General features: G+C 47.1%; 21 protein-coding genes. 19 read left to right on the top strand and 2 right to left on the bottom strand.

Annotated features, from left to right (window positions below):
• Nucleotides 1-120: 120 nt before the first annotated feature.
• Nucleotides 121-1,356: a phosphatidylserine decarboxylase gene (locus FMS18_RS03050; RefSeq protein WP_163292282.1), complete on the top strand. Its 1,236-nt coding sequence runs from the start codon at nucleotides 121-123 to the stop codon at nucleotides 1,354-1,356.
• A gap of 41 nt (nucleotides 1,357-1,397) precedes the next feature.
• Here FMS18_RS03050 and FMS18_RS03045 read toward each other — a convergent pair whose 3' ends face one another.
• Nucleotides 1,398-1,910 carry a nucleoside deaminase gene (locus tag FMS18_RS03045; RefSeq protein ID WP_163292281.1) on the bottom strand — a complete coding sequence of 171 codons (513 nt, stop codon included), beginning with the start codon at nucleotides 1,908-1,910 and terminating at the stop codon, nucleotides 1,398-1,400.
• A 129-nt stretch (nucleotides 1,911-2,039) separates the two neighbouring features.
• Between FMS18_RS03045 and FMS18_RS03040 the strand changes: the two genes are divergently transcribed.
• Nucleotides 2,040-3,395 carry an acetyl-CoA hydrolase/transferase family protein gene (locus tag FMS18_RS03040; protein WP_239060931.1) on the top strand — a complete coding sequence of 452 codons (1,356 nt, stop codon included), beginning with the start codon at nucleotides 2,040-2,042 and terminating at the stop codon, nucleotides 3,393-3,395.
• A gap of 166 nt (nucleotides 3,396-3,561) precedes the next feature.
• On the opposite strand, the gene FMS18_RS03035 is transcribed toward FMS18_RS03040, so the two are convergent.
• Nucleotides 3,562-4,371: a phosphoribosylformylglycinamidine synthase subunit PurQ gene (locus FMS18_RS03035; protein WP_163292280.1), complete on the bottom strand. Its 810-nt coding sequence runs from the start codon at nucleotides 4,369-4,371 to the stop codon at nucleotides 3,562-3,564.
• A 288-nt stretch (nucleotides 4,372-4,659) separates the two neighbouring features.
• On the opposite strand from FMS18_RS03035, the gene FMS18_RS03030 reads away from it, so the two are divergent.
• From FMS18_RS03030 to FMS18_RS02950, 17 genes are all read left to right on the top strand, one after another.
• Nucleotides 4,660-6,291 carry a CTP synthase gene (locus FMS18_RS03030; RefSeq protein WP_163292279.1) on the top strand — a complete coding sequence of 544 codons (1,632 nt, stop codon included), beginning with the start codon at nucleotides 4,660-4,662 and terminating at the stop codon, nucleotides 6,289-6,291.
• A gap of 75 nt (nucleotides 6,292-6,366) precedes the next feature.
• Nucleotides 6,367-7,179, top strand: coding sequence for a 3-deoxy-8-phosphooctulonate synthase (gene kdsA / locus FMS18_RS03025; protein WP_163292278.1), 813 nt, complete (start codon nucleotides 6,367-6,369; stop codon nucleotides 7,177-7,179).
• Entirely contained in the window at nucleotides 7,169-7,690 is a 522-nt protein-coding gene (locus tag FMS18_RS03020) for an HAD family hydrolase (protein ID WP_163292277.1), read from the top strand. The genes kdsA and FMS18_RS03020 overlap by 11 nt, the downstream gene beginning before the upstream one ends.
• Complete coding sequence (gene lptC / locus FMS18_RS03015; protein ID WP_163292276.1) at nucleotides 7,691-8,281, top strand: LPS export ABC transporter periplasmic protein LptC; 591 nt, start codon at nucleotides 7,691-7,693, stop codon at nucleotides 8,279-8,281. It abuts the gene before it with no gap.
• Between the two features lie 14 nt (nucleotides 8,282-8,295).
• Nucleotides 8,296-9,921, top strand: coding sequence for an LptA/OstA family protein (locus FMS18_RS03010; protein WP_163292275.1), 1,626 nt, complete (start codon nucleotides 8,296-8,298; stop codon nucleotides 9,919-9,921).
• Nucleotides 9,922-10,080: 159 nt separating this feature from the next.
• A complete protein-coding gene (gene lptB, locus FMS18_RS03005) occupies nucleotides 10,081-10,803 on the top strand; it encodes an LPS export ABC transporter ATP-binding protein (RefSeq protein ID WP_163292274.1) in 723 nt (240 codons plus the stop codon).
• 319 nt (nucleotides 10,804-11,122) lie between these two features.
• A complete protein-coding gene (rpoN, locus tag FMS18_RS03000) occupies nucleotides 11,123-12,538 on the top strand; it encodes an RNA polymerase factor sigma-54 (protein ID WP_163292273.1) in 1,416 nt (471 codons plus the stop codon).
• A gap of 51 nt (nucleotides 12,539-12,589) precedes the next feature.
• Nucleotides 12,590-13,126, top strand: coding sequence for a ribosome-associated translation inhibitor RaiA (raiA, locus tag FMS18_RS02995; RefSeq protein WP_163292272.1), 537 nt, complete (start codon nucleotides 12,590-12,592; stop codon nucleotides 13,124-13,126).
• Nucleotides 13,127-13,129: 3 nt separating this feature from the next.
• Nucleotides 13,130-13,579, top strand: a complete 450-nt coding sequence (locus FMS18_RS02990) for a PTS sugar transporter subunit IIA (protein ID WP_163292271.1) — start codon at nucleotides 13,130-13,132, stop codon at nucleotides 13,577-13,579.
• A 97-nt stretch (nucleotides 13,580-13,676) separates the two neighbouring features.
• Nucleotides 13,677-14,558, top strand: coding sequence for an RNase adapter RapZ (rapZ, locus tag FMS18_RS02985; protein WP_163292270.1), 882 nt, complete (start codon nucleotides 13,677-13,679; stop codon nucleotides 14,556-14,558).
• Nucleotides 14,559-14,588: 30 nt separating this feature from the next.
• Nucleotides 14,589-15,017 (top strand): PTS sugar transporter subunit IIA, encoded by a 429-nt coding sequence (locus FMS18_RS02980; RefSeq protein WP_163292269.1) that lies wholly within the window; start codon nucleotides 14,589-14,591, stop codon nucleotides 15,015-15,017.
• Between the two features lie 3 nt (nucleotides 15,018-15,020).
• Nucleotides 15,021-15,482, top strand: a complete 462-nt coding sequence (locus FMS18_RS02975) for a PTS sugar transporter subunit IIB (protein ID WP_163292268.1) — start codon at nucleotides 15,021-15,023, stop codon at nucleotides 15,480-15,482.
• A gap of 34 nt (nucleotides 15,483-15,516) precedes the next feature.
• A complete protein-coding gene (locus FMS18_RS02970) occupies nucleotides 15,517-16,194 on the top strand; it encodes a PTS sugar transporter subunit IIC (protein ID WP_163292690.1) in 678 nt (225 codons plus the stop codon).
• Between the two features lie 76 nt (nucleotides 16,195-16,270).
• Nucleotides 16,271-17,191, top strand: a complete 921-nt coding sequence (locus tag FMS18_RS02965) for a manganese-dependent inorganic pyrophosphatase (protein ID WP_163292267.1) — start codon at nucleotides 16,271-16,273, stop codon at nucleotides 17,189-17,191.
• A gap of 170 nt (nucleotides 17,192-17,361) precedes the next feature.
• Nucleotides 17,362-17,589: a MoaD/ThiS family protein gene (locus FMS18_RS02960; protein WP_163292266.1), complete on the top strand. Its 228-nt coding sequence runs from the start codon at nucleotides 17,362-17,364 to the stop codon at nucleotides 17,587-17,589.
• Nucleotides 17,590-17,716: 127 nt separating this feature from the next.
• Nucleotides 17,717-18,070 (top strand): aspartate 1-decarboxylase, encoded by a 354-nt coding sequence (panD, locus tag FMS18_RS02955; protein WP_163292265.1) that lies wholly within the window; start codon nucleotides 17,717-17,719, stop codon nucleotides 18,068-18,070.
• An 83-nt stretch (nucleotides 18,071-18,153) separates the two neighbouring features.
• On the top strand, nucleotides 18,154-19,164 hold the full coding sequence (locus tag FMS18_RS02950; RefSeq protein WP_163292264.1) for a PEGA domain-containing protein: 1,011 nt from the start codon (nucleotides 18,154-18,156) through the stop codon (nucleotides 19,162-19,164).
• The last annotated feature ends 475 nt before the right edge of the window (nucleotides 19,165-19,639 follow it).

Here is a 19,639-nt window from a genome sequence, read left to right as displayed (position 1 = left end):
GAGTAATCTCAAATATGTTTTATGATTTCCGGGCGGCTCAATTTGTAGTATACTTGAGTTTGTACTCTATGTGTTCTCTGTATGGCCCGGTTAATTTATAATTTGCATGAGGGGGCGGGAATGAGCAAAAAAAGTTTGTTTTTGATTTTAAGTTGTCTGGTTCTTCTTTGTTTCCCATATGTTAGCTTCGGTGCAGACTACAACATCCCGGATGATTGCCCTTGTAAGGAGTCTATTTCGGAGTTGGTGGAATCTTATGAAGGGGATCAGGTTTTTAAACTACTCATTGACGAGGTTTTCCAGAACATACAGCCGACCCCGGTAGGTTACCGCACCGGGGGCAATCCTTGGCAGGGTAAAGGTTTTGCGGATTTGGTTCCTTTCTTTGTTGAGTGGTGCTCATTTCTGCCTGAAGCAAAGGGAAGTGGAGACAACGGACTTCTATATATCGAACAGATGGATCTTTTTGCTTACAATAACCCGTTTGGAAGGGCCGCATTTCAGACTCCTCCCGGGATTATGATTTTTGACAATTTCGTCAAGGAACGCGGGGAGTTCCTGAACAGCAAACCGTCTACAAAATATGTCGCACAGTGGCTGGCCGACCCGCGCATTGAAAAAGAGGAGTACGTTCTGCCTGATCCCAAAGCTGCTGATGGTGGGTTTAAGTCATATAATGAGTTTTTTTCACGTAAATTTAAGAATATAAATAAAGTCCGTCCTCAGACAATGCCGCAGCGAGATTATGTAATCGGAGCGCCCACGGATGCCATTGTGAATACCATCCCGGCGAAGCTTGTTGCGGAAACAGCGACTATTCCGACCAAGGGCATGCAGGTTTTGAATATCAAGCAGTTGCTGGCCGGATCGAAACATTGGGAAAAATTTGTGGGCGGTACTGCCATGTCCTGCATTTTGATGCCCAATACCTACCATCATTACCATGCCCCGGTGGGCGGAAAGGTTATCGAGACCCGGCTGATTGATGGTGCTTTGCTGGGGATGGAAGGTTTTCCGAAGTTCGTCCCGACTAGCGGAAATGTCGGTTACTATGGGGCCAGCTTCGGTGCATTTGAAAGTTACCAGCGCGGCTATTTTATTATTGATACCGGAAAATACGGCCTTGTCGGGGTGGTCCCGGTGGGACTGAGTACCGTGGGATCGGTGATTTTTGAGGAGAAGTTTCTTAAAGCCGATAGTCCGGTTGCTATCGAGCGCGGCGATGAATTAGGGCATTTCCTCTATGGTGGTTCACTGGTGATTCTGATTTTCGAACCGGGGAAATATAAGTCCGGGGCAATCAAGGTCCGGCTGGGGAATCAGATCGGTATTTTTGATACCAGTTCCAATAAGTAAGCAATATCAATCAGGGGCCGGAAATCTTGCATTTCCGGTCCTTATTTCTTTCTCTTATGCAGAAAAAAACTCTGTAAAATTTCCTTGCATTCAGCTTCACAAACCCCGCCGATGGTCCAGAATTTGTGATTGGCGAAGGGGAGCTCTGTTCCTTCAAGATTGGATACTACAGCTCCGGCTTTGGGGTCCGGGGCACCGAAGACAACGCCTCCCACCCGCGCATGGATGATTGCGCCGAGGCACATGATGCATGGCTCTAACGTGACCACCAGAATGGTTCCTCGTGGCAATCGATAATTATTCAGTTTCTCGCAGGCGTTGCGAATGCAGTTAACCTCCGCGTGTCCGGTGGGGTCGTTATGTGTAAGCGGGGTGTTATTTCCGGTTCCGATGAGATTGCCTTCTGCTGTAAAAAGAGCTGCGCCAATGGGCACTTCATCGTGCTGGCGGGCTTTGAAGGCTTCGCACATGGCAACGTCCATCATGGAACGCCATGTCTGGCCTTGCGGCGGCTGGGTAGGTGGGGTGCCTCTGGTGATAATCGTATTGTTCATAAAATATTAAACTCAATTTTTTCAATTTGTAAGTATTCGTTAGCGTACCTCCATTGCATGGTCAATGGAATGAAACCGCGCATTTGCTTGACTTGTGCGCTGCTTTTGGGGATTATTATTGGAGGTGTGTTGTATAAGGCGTTGCGTGGTCCTGCAAGTTTTACCAAGGCGGATTTCATGAATATTTATCAGGCTGAATACCAGAGGAAATTAACTACTGCCCAAAAGGCGGTGGGTCGCATCAGCAATGGTGATACCATTGTTCACGGTGTAACTGTTGCTGAACCGCCAGCTCTGCTTAAAGCTATTGCAGACCGGGCTAAGGCAGATGATTTAACTCAAATTGAAATGTATTCGTTCAACCCGCAGAAGCATGCCGCCGATACCTATCTTGCCAGCGACATTCAGCATAACATCCATGCCAAATCCTGGTTTTTGGGGCCTTCCGCCCGTAAACTGGCTGCCGTCGGACTGGTACAGTTTATTCCGTCCTATTTGCATCAGGTTCCCAAGTTTATCAGGGAAGATATGGAAGTAAATGTATGCGTGACAACTGTTTCGCCCATGGATAAGGCCGGGTATTTTTCGTTCGGCACAGCTAATGATTTAACTTCAACTGCCGCGCGTCAGGCTAAATTTCTTATTCTTGAGGTTAACGAGAATATGCCCCGGGTCTTCGGTGATTCGCTTGTTCATATTTCGGAAGTTGATTGTGTGGTTGAAAACCATACCCGGCTTCTGCAGCTTCCCGCTCCCGCGCCAAAGGAATTTGATGCCGCCATCGGAAAGGCTGTGGCCGGGATCATTAAGGATAATTCCGTACTTCAGCTCGGTATAGGCACTTTGCCTAATGCCATTTGCCCGTTTCTTACTGAACATAATGATTTAGGCATACATTCAGAATTGTTCGGTCCGGGGATGAAGAATCTTATTCTTAATGGGAATATTACCGGGCGGACTAAGAGTCTGCATCGGTACAAACATGTTTTTGCTGTTTCTTATGGAACAGACGACACATTTGAGTTTATGAACGACAACCCTGCCATGGAAAGTTATCCCGCAGATTATGTCATGAATCCGTGTGTGGTTGCGAAAAATGATAATATGGTGGCGGTGAACTCGGTCATTGAAGTAGACCTGACCGGACAGTGCAATGCTGAACATATGGCAGGGCAAGAGTTCAGCGGCACCGGGGGACAGCTTGATTTTGTGCGCGGTGCATATGCAGCCAAAAACGGAATCTCGGTCATGACCACTTATGCCACGGCCAAGAATGATACCATTTCACGCATAGTTCCCCGGCTGGGCAGGGATGCTGCGGTAACTACGCCGCGTACGGACGTGCATTATCTTTGTACCGAGTACGGCATCGTAAATATCAAGAACAGGTCAGTAGGGGAGAGGGCTGAAGCGATTATCAGCATTGCCCACCCTGATTTCAGGGATGAGTTACGGCGTGAAGCTGAGAAGATGAGATTATTTTAAAATAAAAGGGGAGAGTTTTTTCAAACTCTCCCCTTAAATCTGTTTACAATCAACCAAACAAAGCGGCGAAGCCCTACTGAAAAAGTTTGGGATTCTAAAACCCTTTTCAAAGGGTTTTAGCCGCCGGAGGCAAAGTCTTTTAATAAAATGCGCGATAGCGCATCAATTAAAGTGACTTAATATATTTTACGCCACCTTCGAGCAACGCCAGCCCGAGGGTGGGGATGTCGCCACGAGTCCACTTGGGGTGGTTGGTGGGGTGGTTGAATGCTTCTGGGTGAGGCATGAGCCCGAGGATGCGGCCGGTGGGATCAGTCAGACCTGCAATACCCAGCGGGGAACCGTTGGGGTTGGCAGGGTATTCCTGTGTCACATCGCCGGATTCGGGATCTATGTACTGGACTGCGTGAAGGTTGTTCTCCACGATTTTTTCCAGCATGGCATCATCAGCGGGGATGATTTTACCTTCACCGTGACGTACAGGTACGTTCAGGGTGTCGATATCCTTGGTGAAAACACAAGGGGAATCGGGGTTGGCCTTGAGGTGTACCCAGCGGTCCTCGTATTTTGCGGAATCGTTGTAGCTGAGCGAAACCTGACGGGTGAAGTACTCACCACCCACTGCGGGCAGCAGGCCGAGTTTGACCAGCAGCTGGAATCCGTTACAGATTCCAAGGATTACGCCTCCGTCTTCAAAGAATTTTTTGATCTGGTCCACAAGGGGGCTTCCGTCTGCGGTGTGGGCGTGTTTCCAGCGGAGCGCGGCAGCCTGTGCTGCTCCGAGGTCATCGCCATCAAGAAATCCGCCGGGAAAAATCAGGTAATTATAACCTTCAAGGTTTTTTTTACCTGCTGCTAGATCGGAAAAATAAGTGACGTCTACTTCGTCTGCGCCCGCTTTTTTAGCGGCATGAGCAGACTCGTGTTCACAGTTGGTTCCGTAACCGGTGATGACCAAAACTTTAACGCGGGCCATATATTTTTGTCCTCCAGATGTTGACAATAGAAATATTCCAAGACTATCTAATGCGTGTTTTGAAGAGAGGAACATAATTGCGGGTCAGCTTTCCGTCAACAGTCTATATTCCTCAGGACGTACCGCTAACACATTTTTTTTAAGTGGGATACGCCTGAATATGGGATTGTTAACGGGTTGGGTCCCTTTTTGTGTTTTTTCCTATTTACTGACTTTATTCGCTGTCCATTTTGTTTTATGTAACAGCGATATTTTAAAATAAATTGTCCGCCACGGGACAGGAGCGTTATGAAAACCAAATTTATATTCATCACCGGGGGCGTGTTGTCCTCACTTGGTAAAGGGCTTGCAGCAGCATCCATCGGCGCACTTCTTAAAGCCAGAGGGATGACCGCAACCATTCAGAAGCTTGATCCTTATATCAATGTTGACCCCGGTACCATGAACCCCTTTCAGCACGGGGAAGTTTACGTAACTGACGACGGCGCGGAAACCGATCTCGACCTCGGTCACTATGAACGTTACCTTGGGGTTCCGCTTGGCCAGAAAAACAACATGACTTCCGGTCGTGTTTATCACAACGTAATCACCAAAGAACGTCGCGGCGATTACCTCGGCGGTACCGTACAGGTTATTCCGCACATTACTGATGAGATCAAGAACGCCGTGAAAAATGTTCCCAACGGCGAGGACGTGGCCCTCATCGAGATCGGCGGTACTGTTGGTGATATTGAAGGTCTTCCTTTTCTTGAAGCCATCCGTCAGCTGCGCTCCGAACTGGGCAGCGAGAATGTGCTTTATATTCACCTGACCCTCGTTCCTTATCTTGCTGCTGCCGGTGAAGTAAAAACCAAGCCTACCCAGCACTCCGTTAAAGAACTTCGTGGTATCGGTATTCATCCTGATATTATTCTCTGTCGTAGTGAAGTTGATCTGGATGAAGATATCAAACGCAAGATTGCACTTTTCTGTGACGTTGACCGTGACGCGGTTTTCACTGCTGTTGATGTTAAGTCTATCTACCAGCTTCCGCTCAGTTTTTATAATGAAGGTTTGGATCAGAAAATCGCTATCCTGCTTAAGCTTCCGGCTAAGAACTGCAATCTTGAGCCATGGAAAAAACTTAATCATATTCTTGAGCACCCCAAAGGTGAAACCACAATCGGCATTGTCGGTAAATATGTGGACCTCAAGGAAGCTTACAAGTCATTGCACGAAGCCCTCATCCACGGCGGTGTTGCTAACGAGGTTAAAGTCAACCTGCGTTATGTGAATTCCGAAGAGATCACTCCTGAAAATGTTAAGGAAAAGATGGCCGGAATTGACGGCGTTCTGGTTCCCGGAGGATTCGGTCACCGTGGAGTTGAAGGTAAAATTACTACTATCCAGTATGCTCGCGAAAATAAGGTTCCTTTCTTTGGAATCTGCCTCGGCATGCAGTGCGCTGTGATTGAATATGCTCGTAACGTTATGGGGCTGAAGGGTGCTAATTCTGAAGAGTTCAATCCTAACGGTACTGACAATGTAATTTACTTGATGAAAGAATGGTACGATTACCGCACCAAGAAGACTGAAAGCCGTTGCGAAGAAAGCGACAAAGGCGGAACAATGCGTCTTGGTGCTTACCCCTGCAAAGTTGTTGAAGGCACTAAAGCAATGGCAGCTTACGGCGAAGCTGAAATTCAGGAACGCCACCGTCATCGTTACGAATTCAACAAAGAAAAATTTGCGGATCAACTCGTTGAAGCCGGTCTGGTTCTGAGTGGTCTTTCCCCGGACGAAGCTCTGGTTGAGATTGTGGAAGTTCCCGATCATCCGTGGTTCCTGGGTTGTCAGTTCCACCCGGAATTCAAATCCACTCCCATGAACGCACATCCGCTGTTCAGGGATTTCATCAAGGCCGCCCGCGACAATAAATAAAAATTAACTTTTGATTGCCCGGGAACGCTGTTATGCCGTGTTTCCGGGCAACCTTATATCTGGAGGGTAGTCTTTTTGACCCCCGATGAATTATATCAGAAAAGTTTGCAGGGACCGTTTATTCTGGCGGGACCTTGCGCACTGGAAACCATAGATGTCGCCCTGCGCGCCGCAGAAGTGCTGGCAGACATCGCTTCCCGTCTTGATGTGACGGTAATTTTCAAAAGCTCTTTCGACAAGGCCAATCGGACCTCCATTACTTCTTTCAGGGGACCGGGCATGGAGGAAGGGCTTAAATGGTTGCAGCGGGTGAAAGACGAAACCGGTCTTCCCGTTGTCACCGACATTCATACCCCGGATCAGGCCGCGCCTGTTGGCGAAGTGGCTGATGTGATTCAGATTCCCGCATTTCTCTGCCGCCAGACCGACCTTCTTGTTGCTGCCGCTAATACCGGACGGGTCATCAACGTTAAGAAGGGCCAGTTTCTTGCTCCTCATGAAATGCGTCACGTGGTGAATAAGCTGCGCGAAGCCGGAAATGAACGTATCTGGCTTACCGAGCGCGGGTCTTCATTCGGTTACAATAATCTTGTGGTGGACATGCGTTCCATGGCAATTATGAAAGAGCTGGGATGCCCGGTTGTTTTTGATGCCACCCATTCAGTGCAGCTTCCCGGTGGTTTGGACGGTAAGTCCGGCGGTCAGCGTGAATTTGTACCTGTGCTTTCCCGTGCTGCTGTTGCAGCGGGGGCTTCCGGTGTGTTCATGGAAACCCATCCCGACCCGGATTGTGCACTTTGCGATGGTCCCAACAGCTGGCCCCTTGATCGAGCAGAAGACTTGGTTAAGGATCTTTTGGCCGCATGGAGTGTAGATTATGTCTGCTAGGCAGCGTGCTGAAAAAATTAAATTACTCATCCTTGATGTGGACGGCGTGCTTACTGACGGTGGTCTTTACTATGACCATGAAGGCAATGTCGTGAAGCGTTTTAATGTGCAGGACGGCCTCGGTATTAAGTTTGCCCAGAAGGCGGGCATCGAGCTGGCGGTAATCACCGGACTGAATCACGGTGCGGTTGAAAAGCGTGTTACCGAGCTGGGAATTACTGAATATTATCCCGGTCAGCGCGAGAAACTGCCTTTTTATGAAAAGCTGCTTAAGGAAAAGGGACTCAAAGACGAAGAAGTGGCCTACGTCGGCGATGACTGGATTGATGTTCCGGTTATGGTCCGCGTGGGATTGCCTATGGCGGTGAAGAATGCCCAGCCTGAAATTTTCGGAATATCCAAATGGATCTCCAGCCGCGAGGGCGGTCAGGGTGCTGTGCGTGAAGCTATTTCGTTCATCCTTGACGCTCAGGGCAAGTTGAATGAAATCTGGAAAGAGTGGGCAGGCTAGATGGGCCGTATCGGCTTGGTTTTATCTTTGATTTTATCCCTGTCTTTCGGGGTCTGCGCTGGAACTCTGCTGGGTAAGAAATACGGAACCTTTCCACATATGGCACGTGATGTTGTGGAAAATCCGCTTCTTTCCAATAAAAATCAGTCTGATATTTCCGCTGAGGAAATTGAGCTGATTCAGGGAACCGGCGGTGATATTGAGTGGATTCTGCGGGCTGGAAGTGCTGACTACGATCAGGAAAAAGGGCTGGTCATTGCTGACAAACCCCGGGTCACATATTATCTTGGCCGGGACCGCAAGGAAGTCTTTGTCAGTGCTTTGCATGGTGAGGTCAGTCAAAAAGGTGAAGGCCTCAAGCTCTGGGATAATGTTAAAGGTCATTACGGTGATATGGGCCTTGTGGCTGATCGCCTTGACTTTAAACCCAAAGACAACCTGCTTTTTCTTGAAGGTAATGTAAAAGTGCAGAGTCCTGCCGTTTACATCACTTCCAATCGGGTCAAGGTAGACCTTGTCACCCGTGAAATAATGATTGAAGACGGAATGGAAGCCCTGATTTCACCGGACATGGTGGTAATGCCTCAATAGAAGCGAGCATTCATTTGATTAATATAGCTGAAAAAAGTTCATTGTTTAGCGGCTGGTCCGCATCCGCATTGCTTTCTCCCGCCATTGTTTGTGCGGTGTTCTTCCTTGTTTTTATTTTGGCTGGAACATCTGCCCATGCCTATGAAAAGTCTGAGTTGAAGATTGCCCGGACTATTGCCAATGTACGCGCAAAACCCGATTTGAAAGGGGCCGTAGTATGGGTTCTTTCCCCGGCGGAAAGTTTTCTGGTCGGCAAAGCACAGGGTAATTGGTATCCGGTTTATCCCGCTTCTGATGAAAAGGACATGAAACCTGTGGGCTATGTTTCCCGTAAGGTTGTTGTTCCTGCTGCTCCTGACAGTCCTTTGGTGGATTGGGGTGATATCCGTTACGTGGGCAAGGATCTTAAATACCATCTGGAGCGGACAGTGAAGTCTTCAACCGGAGGGATGATCAAGTCCGGTGATAAAGTTAAGGTCGGCTTCCTCAAAGGCGGCTGGTATGCAATTTTTAAGGCTGACGCAAAAGTTGTTTCTGAAGCTGATGCTCTTGGGTTTGTAAAGCAGAGCGACATTGATATTGTTAATGATGATGCTCGCATCCGTTATGCCGTGCGCAGAATTAATGTGATTGAAAAACCTGTGGCCACTTCAAAGGCTGTGGGGCTGCTCAGTCCCGGTCATCGTGCGCAGGTTGGGATTGATAAGGGCGGCATGTATGCCCTCTATCGCATTGATACCATGGTCAAAAAGGATACTCCCGTCTGGGGGTATGCATGGGGGCCTTTCCTTGCTCCTTATCCCAAAAATCTGGAAAAAGCCCAGATGGCCGGAATTGATGCCCGTAAGGCTGAAATCAAGGCAGAGAAGGCCAAAAAGGCAAAGCAGGAAATTGAAAGGGGCGGTGAGTTGGCTGCCATGGAAGAAGCCATGGACGAAATGTTACTGGCTCCGGTTCAGACTAAAATAATGTATGCCACTGCGGTTCTCAATGTTCGTTCTGAACCAAATGCCAAGTCTCTTATCGTGGACAAACTTGAACTTGGTGAATCCGTCAGTGTCGGGCAGGAAGAAGGTAAATGGTATCCTGTTTTCAAGCCCGGAAAAGATAAAGAGTTGAAGCGTGTCGGTTATGTTTTCGGTACTTACCTCAAAGCTGAAGCTCCGGTTGTGAAAAAAGAAAAGCCGCAGAAGAAGCGCGTGCCCGGCGGGCCGGATGAAGTGCCTATCAAGATTACATCCACCAAGATGACTTTTAGCGAAAACCGTAACCGGATTACTTTTTCCGGTAATGTTAAGGTCGTGCGCTTGGACGTGACCCTTACCTCGGAAACTCTTACCGCTCACTTGAGACCGGAAGGTGATTCTCTTACTGACACGCAGGATAAGATCAAGAAGATCGTTGCCGGTGGTAATGTTAAAGTGGTTATGAACAACCGCAAAGGTCATTGCGACAAACTGACTTATGTTGTGGGCGATTCCATTATTTATATGAATGGGAATGCCGAGTTGCAGGACGGTCCCAACAATATTCAGGGTGAAGAGATTAAGTTTTATCTGAAAGATAATCGTGCTGAAGTTGTCGGCGGTAACAAACCCATTGAGGCTATTTTTTATACTCCGAAAAATGTTTCGCCTTAGTCTGTATGATTTAATGATGATTAAGCGTTTATAGCGGCGAAGCCCTATTAAAAAAGTTTGGGATTCTTAAACCCTTTTCAAAGGGTTTGAGGCCCCCGGCAGGGCTGCCGGAGGCAAAATCATTTCATCAAAAGCGCGTAGCGCATCAAAAAGGAAGTTATGTCTTCGATTATCGCCAAGAAACTGGTCAAGTGCTACGGACCTAAGGAGGTCGTCCGCGGAATTGGGCTGACCGTGCGCGAGGGCGAGGTTGTGGGGCTGCTTGGTCCTAACGGAGCGGGGAAAACCACAACATTCTATATGCTTGTGGGGGTGGTCAAACCTACTTCCGGGGATGTCTATCTTAATAAAAAGCAGATAACCAGATTGCCCCTGCATGAGCGGGCACGTCAGGGGATCAGTTATCTTCCGCAGGAAAGCTCCATTTTCAAGAAACTTTCCGTGCGTAAGAATCTTGAAATCATAATCGAACATACCGGTCTTTCCGGTAAAGATGTGCCGAAAAGGGCGGATGAACTGCTTGACCAACTGGGTATTCTGCGTTTGGCAGACCAGAAGGCCATGTATCTTTCCGGTGGTGAGCGCCGCCGTCTTGAGATTGCACGGGCCATGATTAACAATCCGAAGTTCATTCTGCTTGACGAACCCTTTGCGGGGATTGATCCCATCGCAGTAATTGATATTCAGGACATCATTTCTTCACTGAAAGATATGGGGCTGGGAATTCTGATCTCTGACCACAACGTGCGTGAAACACTCTCCATCTGTGACCGGGCCTATCTTGTTTACGAGGGTAGGGTTATCCTTAACGGTTCACCGGAAAATATTGTGAAGAACACCAAGGCACGCAGGCTTTATCTGGGTGATAGTTTTAGTTTGTAGTCGTTTTTTACGCTAATTTTGTTTTTCAGGCCGGGCTTCATTTTTTGAAGTCCGGCTCTTTTTTGGGCTAAAGTTTGATTAATTTTGGCATTGTTGATTTACAGTCTGCCCGAACATTGGTACACTTTTTTCATATACAAATTCTGTATGTAAAAAATCCTTAAATATCAGATAATTCAGAGGTCTTTGTTGCATCTTGTAATGGGATGTGGCATAGTCAAATCAAGGCTGAGGTTTAATAAAATTTTTTTTTATTGCTTTGGTGTGCAACTAACTGAAATAAATTGAGTTTGAGACTAATATAAGGTGGCCTGAATATATGGGATTGGAACTTAGACAACAATTAAAGCTTACTCAACAGCTGGTTATGACTCCTCAGTTGCAGCAGGCGATCAAGTTGTTGCAGCTCTCCCGTCTGGAACTGGTGGATAGTGTCCATCAGGAGCTTATGGAGAATCCTATTCTTGAAGAAGCTGAAGCGCAGGAGAGAACTGACGCTGCTGATGCTGATGCAGGCACCGCTACGGCCGAAGAGGCACAAATTTCCAAGGAAGCCGAGTGGGAAAACTATCTCGGTGAATTCTCCAGCACATCAAAGCAGTCTGCTTCCCGCGAGTCTGAATCTTATGAAGAAGGAACTTCATTTGAAACGCGTCTGACCAAGACGGCTTCTCTTGAAGGGCATCTGCATTGGCAGATGAGCCTCTCTGATTTTACCGACGAAGAAAAGACCATCGGCGAATGCCTTATGGGTAATTTAAGTTCGGGAGGTTTTTTACGGATAGACTTGGAAGAAGTATGTGAAACATGCTATGCTGAAATCGAAGACGTGGAAAAGGTGCTTCACCGCATCCAGCGTTTCGATCCGGTAGGCGTGGCGGCAAGGACTCCGCAGGAATGTCTGCTTATCCAGCTGGAAGCATTGAAGCTTGATGATGATCCGATTCTGGTCTCGTTGGTCCGGGACCATCTGGATGATCTTGAGAAGAAACGCTACAAGCCGCTGGCTCGGAAGTTCAAGCTCAGCATGGAGGATTTAAAGAGTTACCTTGATCTGATGCAGACACTTGATCCATTGCCCGGAGCAAGTTTTTCAGGTGGAGACTCTTTCTATGTCAGCCCGGATGCTTATGTTTATGAATATGATGGTGATTTTGTCATAGTTCTGAACGAAGACGGTCTTCCTAAATTGCAGATGAATGCTTTTTATGTGGAGACGTTGGCATCAACCAAGGGAGATGATAAGGAATATTTTCAGGACAAGATGCGTTCCGCACAATGGCTGATGAAGAGCCTGTACCAGCGGCAGCGCACCTTATATAAAGTTCTTGAATCCATAGTGAGGTTTCAGCGCGAATTTTTCGCCCACGGTGTCACCAAGTTAAAACCGCTTATCCTTAAGGAGGTTGCGGAAGACATCGAGATGCATGAATCCACTGTGAGTCGAATCACTACTAATAAGTATGTTTCTACTCCGCATGGAATCTATGAACTTAAGTTCTTTTTTAATAGTGCTCTCGGTCTGGATGACGGATCTCAGGTCGGTTCCGAGTCCGTCAAGGCGACGATCAAAAAGTTGATCGGCGAAGAGGACGGAAAGAAGCCCCTCAGCGACGAGAAGATTGCTGAGATTCTCAAAGAGAAGCTGGAAGTCAATATAGCCAGAAGGACCGTAGCCAAGTACAGGACTGCAATGGGGATACTCTCCTCATCCAAGAGGAAAAAGGTATTCTAATGTAGTCCGGAGAAATCAACGCATATTCACCCCTTACTAAGGAGGCTCTTTATGAACGTAGCATTTACTTTTAAGAATTTCGACGCATCCGAACATCTTAAGGAATATGCAAACAGCCGTTTCTCCAAGTTGGTAAAGTACGTCAGCAACCCTGACAATACTGATATGCAGGTGAATCTGTCAGTTGATAAGTTCAGGCATGTTGCGGAAGTAGTTTTTACCTCCGACCATTTACATGTCTCAGCTTACGAAGTGTCCGAGGACATGTATTCCACCGTGGATATGGTTCTGGACAAGCTAGAAGCCCAGCTTCGCCGCGCAAATGAAAAGATGAGAAGTCACAGGCGTAAGGACGCAGCTCCTGCCCGTATGGATATTCTCAGCTATGGAGAGGAAGAGTACAGGGAACCTGTAATTGTCGAGTCCGACTCTTTTGTTCCCAAGCCTATGAGTATTGATGAAGCCGCAGAGCAGCTTCAGACTCTCGACCATGAATTCCTCGTATTCCGCAATGCGGATAACGAAGCTATAAATGTAATCTACCGCCGCAATAATGGCGATTTCGGTTTAATTGACCCGGGATACTAACTGATGAATATAACTGATAATTTGGCGAAGGACCTTGTTGTTCATGAACTACAGGCCTCTGATAAGAGTGAAGTTCTGAAAGAAATGGTTTCCACCCTCAAGGACGCAGGTCTGGAAGTGGATGTGGAAAATGCCCTTAAGGTCCTTAATGATCGTGAAAAACTTGGAACAACCGGAATCGGGGATGGCATAGCCATCCCCCACGGTAAACTGGAATGTCTTGAAGAGATTGTCGTAGTTGTCGGCCGCTCCAGCGAGGGAGTCGACTTTGAATCTCTGGACATGCAGCCATGTAAGATATTCTTTATGGTACTGGCCCCCGAGCAGGGGGCCGGTGCTCATTTGAAGGTGCTGGCGCAGATTTCCCGGCAGCTTAAAGATGAAGCTTTCCGGCAGGCGTTTATTGATACCGGGGATAAGCAGGATTTGCTTAAACTTCTCGGTCTCGGCTAGATCCGGAATCTTACGGAATCAATGAAAATCAGATTAGCAATGAACTCAGGTCATTGCTAATTTTGTTTGTGGGCTATTGTACAAGGAGGATACTGGGGTGGTTGATGTGGATTCCTTTCCTGTGATTGTTGTTACCGGGCTTTCCGGTGCCGGTAAATCTACTGTTCTGAAAGTCTTCGAGGATCTGCGTTTTTTCTGTGTTGACGGACTGCCCGCAGGGATGCTTCCGCGTCTGGTTGAACTTTTCAATACTCGTGACAATGCCTACCGTGGGCTGGTGCTGGGTATGGATCTGCGACAGCTTGAATTCAGTGTCGACTGGGAAGCCACCCGTGAAGAACTAACTTCCAAAGGGTATCGTCCAAGTATTCTTTATCTTGAAGCACGTCTGCCGGAATTGGTGCGTAGATACGCCACCACCCGCCGTTTACACCCCCTTGAATCGAGAGATATCGGTCTTGAGCAGGCTCTTGAAAAAGAGAAGGAAGCTCTTGGAGAAGTCCGCAATCAGGCTGATCTGGTCATTGATACCACTACTTATTCCATTCATGATCTGCGGCGCAGGATTCAGGAAAAATGGGCCGAGCTCAGCGAGAAGACCCGTGGATTGCGTGTTCATGTTATGTCTTTTGGTTTTAAGCATGATGTGCCAACTGCTGCGGATATGGTTATGGATCTTCGTTTTCTGCCTAATCCATACTTTGAAGAAGAGCTTCGCCCGTTTTCCGGTCAGGATAAGGTTATTTCTGATTATGTTTTAGGTACGGAACCCGGTTCAATTTTTATTGAGAAATATCTCGATTTCATTCAGTATGTGCTTCCTCTTTACGAGGAGGAAGGAAGATACAGGCTGACTATTGCTGTTGGCTGTACCGGCGGACGTCATCGTTCCGTTGCCACCGCTGAAAGGATATTTGCAACTCTCAAGGATAATGGTTATTCTGTTTCACTTGAGCATAAGCACATTCATTTAAAATAGTTTTTATAGTTGAATATATCGGGAATTTTGATGGGCACAGAATCTAGCAAAAACGGAATTGTTCTTGTTACTCATGGTAACTTCGGACAAGCGCTTATAGAAGCGGGTGAATTAATAGTCGGGCCTCAAGAGGGAATTATCTCCCTCAGTGTTGATGTTTCGCAGGGCATTGACGCGGCTGTTGATTCTCTTAAAAACAACATTGCCGAAGTGAATAACGGGAATGGTGTTCTCATTCTTACCGATATGTTCGGTGGAACCCCTACCAACCTCAGTCTCTCCCTGTTGCAGGGGGATGATATAGAGGTTGTTACCGGCGTCAGTCTGCCTATGCTTCTCAAGGCATTTCAGATGCGCAATGAATCTTTGCAGAAAATGGCCGAAGAAGTCAGCAAGGCTGCAGCTAAAGGCATTGTCATTGCAGGCGAGATGCTGCGAAAACGAACTTCAAAAGGGTAGGCCATGATGTGGGTGAGAATTGATAACCGTCTTGTCCATGGGCAGATCATTGAAACATGGCTTCCGTATACTCACGCAAAGCATATTATCGTGGTGAACGATGCCGTTGCCGGGGATGATTTGCAACAGCAGATTATGTCGCTGGCTATACCACAATCAGTTAAGTGTTCTTTCTGTTCTGTTGATGATTTGAGCCATAGAATTCCTGCCATCGCTGATGTAAATGTAAGTACTATCATTCTTTTTTCTTCTTGCGCTGATGTACGCCGGGCCCTTGATTCAGGATTCCAATTCAGTACTGTCAATATCGGCAATATTCATTACGGTCCCGGTAAAAAACAGATTTCCCCCAGTGTGGCTTTGAGTTCAGATGATGAGTCCTGTCTTCATTACTTTAAGGGGCAGGGTATAGAACTTGATTTTCGCTGCGTTCCTAATGATCCTGTTCAGGTGAGGTTCTCATGAGTCTGTTCCAAGGCTTGTCGTTGTCGTTTCCCGTCTGGGTTGCGGTGATCGGTTTTTTTTTGCGATTTTTTCGCTCTTCCGCTTTACAATAAATCCCGGTTTTCTTGAGCGTCCACTTGTGGTCGGTGCCTTATGGGGTGCTGTTACCGGAGACGTGGCAACAAGTCTTAAGGTGGCCGTGTTTTTTGAACTTTTCTGGCTGGATAACATCCCTGCCGGAACTTATATCCCTCCGCATATTTTGGCTCCCACGTTTGCCGCGCTGGCTCTGACTACCTCTTTTGCCTTTACCGAAGCACGGCAGGTCATGGTCGTCTTACTGGCTTGTCTTCCTCTTGCTCGAATCGGGTCCTGGATGGATTCTTCTCTCAGGCAGTGGCATAATCGTGGCCATAATAAGCTTATCGGCTGGGCCCGTAAGGGGAAGGCGGGCGATCAGCTCCCGCAAAAGCTGGTTTTCCAGTCTATTTTAAGAACTTTTGTTACTTCTTGGCTTTTTTTCTGGACAAGCACCATAATACTTCATTATATCCTTTGTATATTTTTTCACAAATGGGGGCCGCTGGTCGCCGGAGTGGATATGAAATGGTCTTTTTTATGGATTGCAGCCAGTCTTGGAGGCCTTTTGGCCCTGAGATTGCGTAAAGCTTATGCCACTTTTGTCTTCGGAGTGGTTTTGTTCGGCTTTATTATCCTTGCCGGGATCATCTAGACTTGGCAGAAAAAGAAGATTGTGATAGAAGACACAAGCTCAATTAGCTACCACATTTCTTAGGAGGAAATTTATTATGGCTATTATCGCAGTAGGACACAAGAACCCCGATACCGATACCATTGCATCCGCAATCGCAATTGCTGACCTCTGGTCCAAAGCAAAAGAAGAAACCAAAGCTGTTTCTCAGGGCGAACTCGCTCCCGAAACTGCTTTTGTTCTTGAAAAATTCGGTTGCGCTGCTCCCGAAATCATGACTGATGCTACCGATCAGAAAGTTATCCTCGTTGACCACTCTGACATTGCTCAGTCCATGGACAACCTTGATAAGGGTGAAGTTGTAGCAGTAGTTGATCACCACAAACTTGGTGACGTAACTACCCCCAACCCCCTCGAAATGTGGGTATGGCCTGTAGGCTGCACCGGTACCGTTATCAACGCAATGTACAAGTTCTACAATGTAGAAATTCCCAAGAACATTGCTGGCGTACTTCTCTGTGCAATCCTGTCTGACACCGTTATGTTCAAGTCCGTAACCTGCACCGAAGCTGACAAAGAAGCTGTTGCAGAACTGGCTAAGATTGCTGGTGTTGAAGACGTTATGGCTCTCGGAATGGAAATGTTCAACGTTAAGTCCGCAGTTGCCGGTGCTTCCATGAACGAACTCATCTTCCGTGATTACAAAGATTTCGACATGTCCGGCAACAAAGTTGGCATCGGCCAGCTCGAAGTTGTTGATCTGTCCGTTTTCGACAACATCAAAGATGATCTCTACGCTGAACTTGAAAAAGTTAAAGCTGACGGCCGTCACAGCTGCTTCCTGCTGCTGACCGACATCATGAAAGAAGGTTCCGAAATGCTCATCGTTTCTGACGACGCTTCTGTTGTTGAAAAAGCATTCGGCGTAGCTCCTGAAGGTACCAAAGTGTACCTCGAAGGCGTAATGTCCCGCAAAAAGCAGGTAGTACCTAACTTCGAGAAAGCTTTCTCCGCATAAGTTAAGTTTACATCGCTTCTTTAGGTCCGGCAGGGGTTGCTCTGCCGGACCTTTTTTATTTTTTTAGGTTAGGCCAGTTGATTTACGATATGAATTTTTTTACATTCGAGATTCAGTATCCGCCAGCGTAAGGCTGGTCGGGGTTTCTCAATATATTCAAATGAGGTCTTATGAAAATTACCTTGCTTTGCTATGCAACCTTTGCTGTTAAAAGTCCTGAAGATTCCGAGGCCTTTCCAATTTCTGAAGGGGAGACCGTTGCTGATGTGTTGGATAGAGTTGGAATCCCCGCTGACGAGGTTAAGATTATTTTCATAAATGGTGTTTCATCCAAATTTGATTCCGTTCTTACTGATGGGGACAGAGTTGGTTTATTCCCCGCAGTTGGTGGCGGTTGATTTTTTATACCTGAGTTGCCATATTCTTAGGTAAATAAAGGGCTCATTTATTATATTGATAATCTGCTGGTCCCATGGTATCCGCTTATCCGTTCAGGTAAATTAAATACTCCTGAAGGAGGAAATTATGGGCAGTCGTTGTCTTTTGAAGTCTAAGATCCACAGAGCAACCATCACCGACGCCAATGTCGATTACGAAGGTTCAATTTCAATTGATGTGGACCTGCTGGAGAAAGCAGGAATTCTTCCCTATGAACGGGTCGATGTACTTAATGTCGATAACGGGGAAAGGCTCACCACTTACGCCATTGAAGGCGGTCCTGGTGAGTTTTGTCTGAACGGCGCTGCCGCCCATAAGGGCGAGGCCGGGCAGAAGATTATTATTTGTACCTACGCCTGGCTGGATGAAGACGAACTAGCTCTTCATAAGCCGCAGGTAATTCTGCTGGGTGATGGGAATAAGATAAAGAAAGCTGAATAGCTCTACCAAGGAGGCGCGGAAAACCGCGCCTTTTTTTATTTCTATATATTATGTATACAGTAGGCACCAAACGGGAGGATATGATGAAAAAAAGGTTACTCGCGATATTTTGTGGTCTTGCTGTTACGGCAGGATGTGCTCCGGTTATTAAGACCCAATCCATACCAGTCTCTACGAACCCGATGGGGGCTACGGTCTATGCAGACGGTAAGGTGGCATGCACCTCTCCTTGTACAGTGGATCTTCCTCGTAACGCTGAGCATATCATTACGGTTAAGAAGGATCAGTACCGCCAGCAGGATGTGATTATCAAACGCGTCTACCAGCAGGAAAAAGTGATGATGAAGGCTGTTTCGCAGGGGATGCAGTCGTCGTCCATGGCAGTGGGTAGCGGTGGCGATAAGACTGCCTGGGGTATGATGCAGGGGGTTAACTCCATTGATTCTCAAGAGCAGACCGGTGATGCCTACGTACTGGCTCCGTCTGCGGTATCGGTACGTCTTGTTCCTCTTACTGCTCAGGCTCAATATGAGATGACCGGATCTACTGCTCCTGATATGCAAAGTCTGACCACTACGGATCGTGCTCAGATCAGTTATATTTTGGAAACTATGAAGTCCGGAACAGATTTTAACTGGACTAATTCTCAGACCGGCATCAAGTACGATGTAAAAGCAGGGTCAGCTCTTCCCGGCTATGATTCTCCTACCCGTTCATTTATATTACAGATGACTGCACATGGGCAGACTTCAAATTATGATGCCAAGGCCAGCAGGGTAGGGCAGGGGAAATGGAATATACTTGGTAACGGTGTTTCCACTTCCATGTTGACTGATGATGGTAGTGGAGTGGAAACCTCTCAGCCCGCAACAATGAATAGCGATACATTTGTAAAGGACGCTGTTAAGGCGGGTGCTATGGCTGCTCCAACAATTCATGGCGGTGTCACAGCAAAAGGCGGATCATCCAGCGAAGGGTGGGACGGTAACACATATACGAAGAAGTCTTCCGAAACGAAAGTTAAGGCTGGAGTGAGTGTTAATCCGGCACAAGCTATCGAAGTTTTAGATATGCTTACTAATGATAAGAAATAGATTTTCAACTTGAATCAAGTGTAAGGGCAAAGGGTTCATCCTTTGCCCTTTTTATATGCAAAATATGCGAATCCAGCAAAACCCGCACCATTAAGCCATCCTTATAAATTAACACTCAAATATACTACAAATAATTCAAAAACCCCTTGACCCCGTCCGTTGTTTTCCATAGAACCTCTTTCTCGACGCAGCAACGGCTGAAAGCCACGAGCTAGTCGGGGATTTTTTTTTCTGACTGACCGGACATTAGCGGTTGACATTCGGATCGGGTTTGCATAGATTCCCAATCCGCGCTTAGCGAAAGCAAGGCACTGAGATCATTGAAARAATATTTTGCGAGAACATGAAAATTAATGATTGACAGCGGCGGCTGAGTTGATTAGCTTCCGTCTCCGCACTGATCGAAAGTAAGGTGCAGAGATCATTAAAGAAAGTTTGAGTTTATGACCGGGCGTTACGATGAAATCCAGAACGG

The organism is Desulfovibrio sp. JC022 (genome assembly GCF_010470665.1).
Lineage (GTDB): Bacteria > Desulfobacterota > Desulfovibrionia > Desulfovibrionales > Desulfovibrionaceae > Maridesulfovibrio.
The sequence above is the reverse complement of the archived record's forward strand: the minus strand, read 5'-3'. Positions and strand labels throughout refer to the sequence as shown.

Excerpts from the sequence above, each read along its gene's own strand:
- lptB (WP_163292274.1), top strand. The coding sequence starts at position 10,081 with ATGTCTTCGATTATCGCCAAGAAACTGGTCAAGTGCTACGGACCTAAG.
- rpoN (WP_163292273.1), top strand. The coding sequence starts at position 11,123 with ATGGGATTGGAACTTAGACAACAATTAAAGCTTACTCAACAGCTGGTT.
- FMS18_RS03020 (WP_163292277.1), top strand. The coding sequence starts at position 7,169 with ATGTCTGCTAGGCAGCGTGCTGAAAAAATTAAATTACTCATCCTTGAT.
- FMS18_RS03045 (WP_163292281.1), bottom strand. The coding sequence starts at position 1,910 with ATGAACAATACGATTATCACCAGAGGCACCCCACCTACCCAGCCGCCG.
- panD (WP_163292265.1), top strand. The coding sequence starts at position 17,717 with ATGGGCAGTCGTTGTCTTTTGAAGTCTAAGATCCACAGAGCAACCATC.
- lptC (WP_163292276.1), top strand. The coding sequence starts at position 7,691 with ATGGGCCGTATCGGCTTGGTTTTATCTTTGATTTTATCCCTGTCTTTC.
- FMS18_RS02975 (WP_163292268.1), top strand. The coding sequence starts at position 15,021 with ATGATGTGGGTGAGAATTGATAACCGTCTTGTCCATGGGCAGATCATT.
- FMS18_RS03050 (WP_163292282.1), top strand. The coding sequence starts at position 121 with ATGAGCAAAAAAAGTTTGTTTTTGATTTTAAGTTGTCTGGTTCTTCTT.
- FMS18_RS03035 (WP_163292280.1), bottom strand. The coding sequence starts at position 4,371 with ATGGCCCGCGTTAAAGTTTTGGTCATCACCGGTTACGGAACCAACTGT.
- FMS18_RS02990 (WP_163292271.1), top strand. The coding sequence starts at position 13,130 with ATGAATATAACTGATAATTTGGCGAAGGACCTTGTTGTTCATGAACTA.
- FMS18_RS02960 (WP_163292266.1), top strand. The coding sequence starts at position 17,362 with ATGAAAATTACCTTGCTTTGCTATGCAACCTTTGCTGTTAAAAGTCCT.
- raiA (WP_163292272.1), top strand. The coding sequence starts at position 12,590 with ATGAACGTAGCATTTACTTTTAAGAATTTCGACGCATCCGAACATCTT.
- FMS18_RS02965 (WP_163292267.1), top strand. The coding sequence starts at position 16,271 with ATGGCTATTATCGCAGTAGGACACAAGAACCCCGATACCGATACCATT.
- FMS18_RS02950 (WP_163292264.1), top strand. The coding sequence starts at position 18,154 with ATGAAAAAAAGGTTACTCGCGATATTTTGTGGTCTTGCTGTTACGGCA.
- FMS18_RS03030 (WP_163292279.1), top strand. The coding sequence starts at position 4,660 with ATGAAAACCAAATTTATATTCATCACCGGGGGCGTGTTGTCCTCACTT.
- FMS18_RS02980 (WP_163292269.1), top strand. The coding sequence starts at position 14,589 with ATGGGCACAGAATCTAGCAAAAACGGAATTGTTCTTGTTACTCATGGT.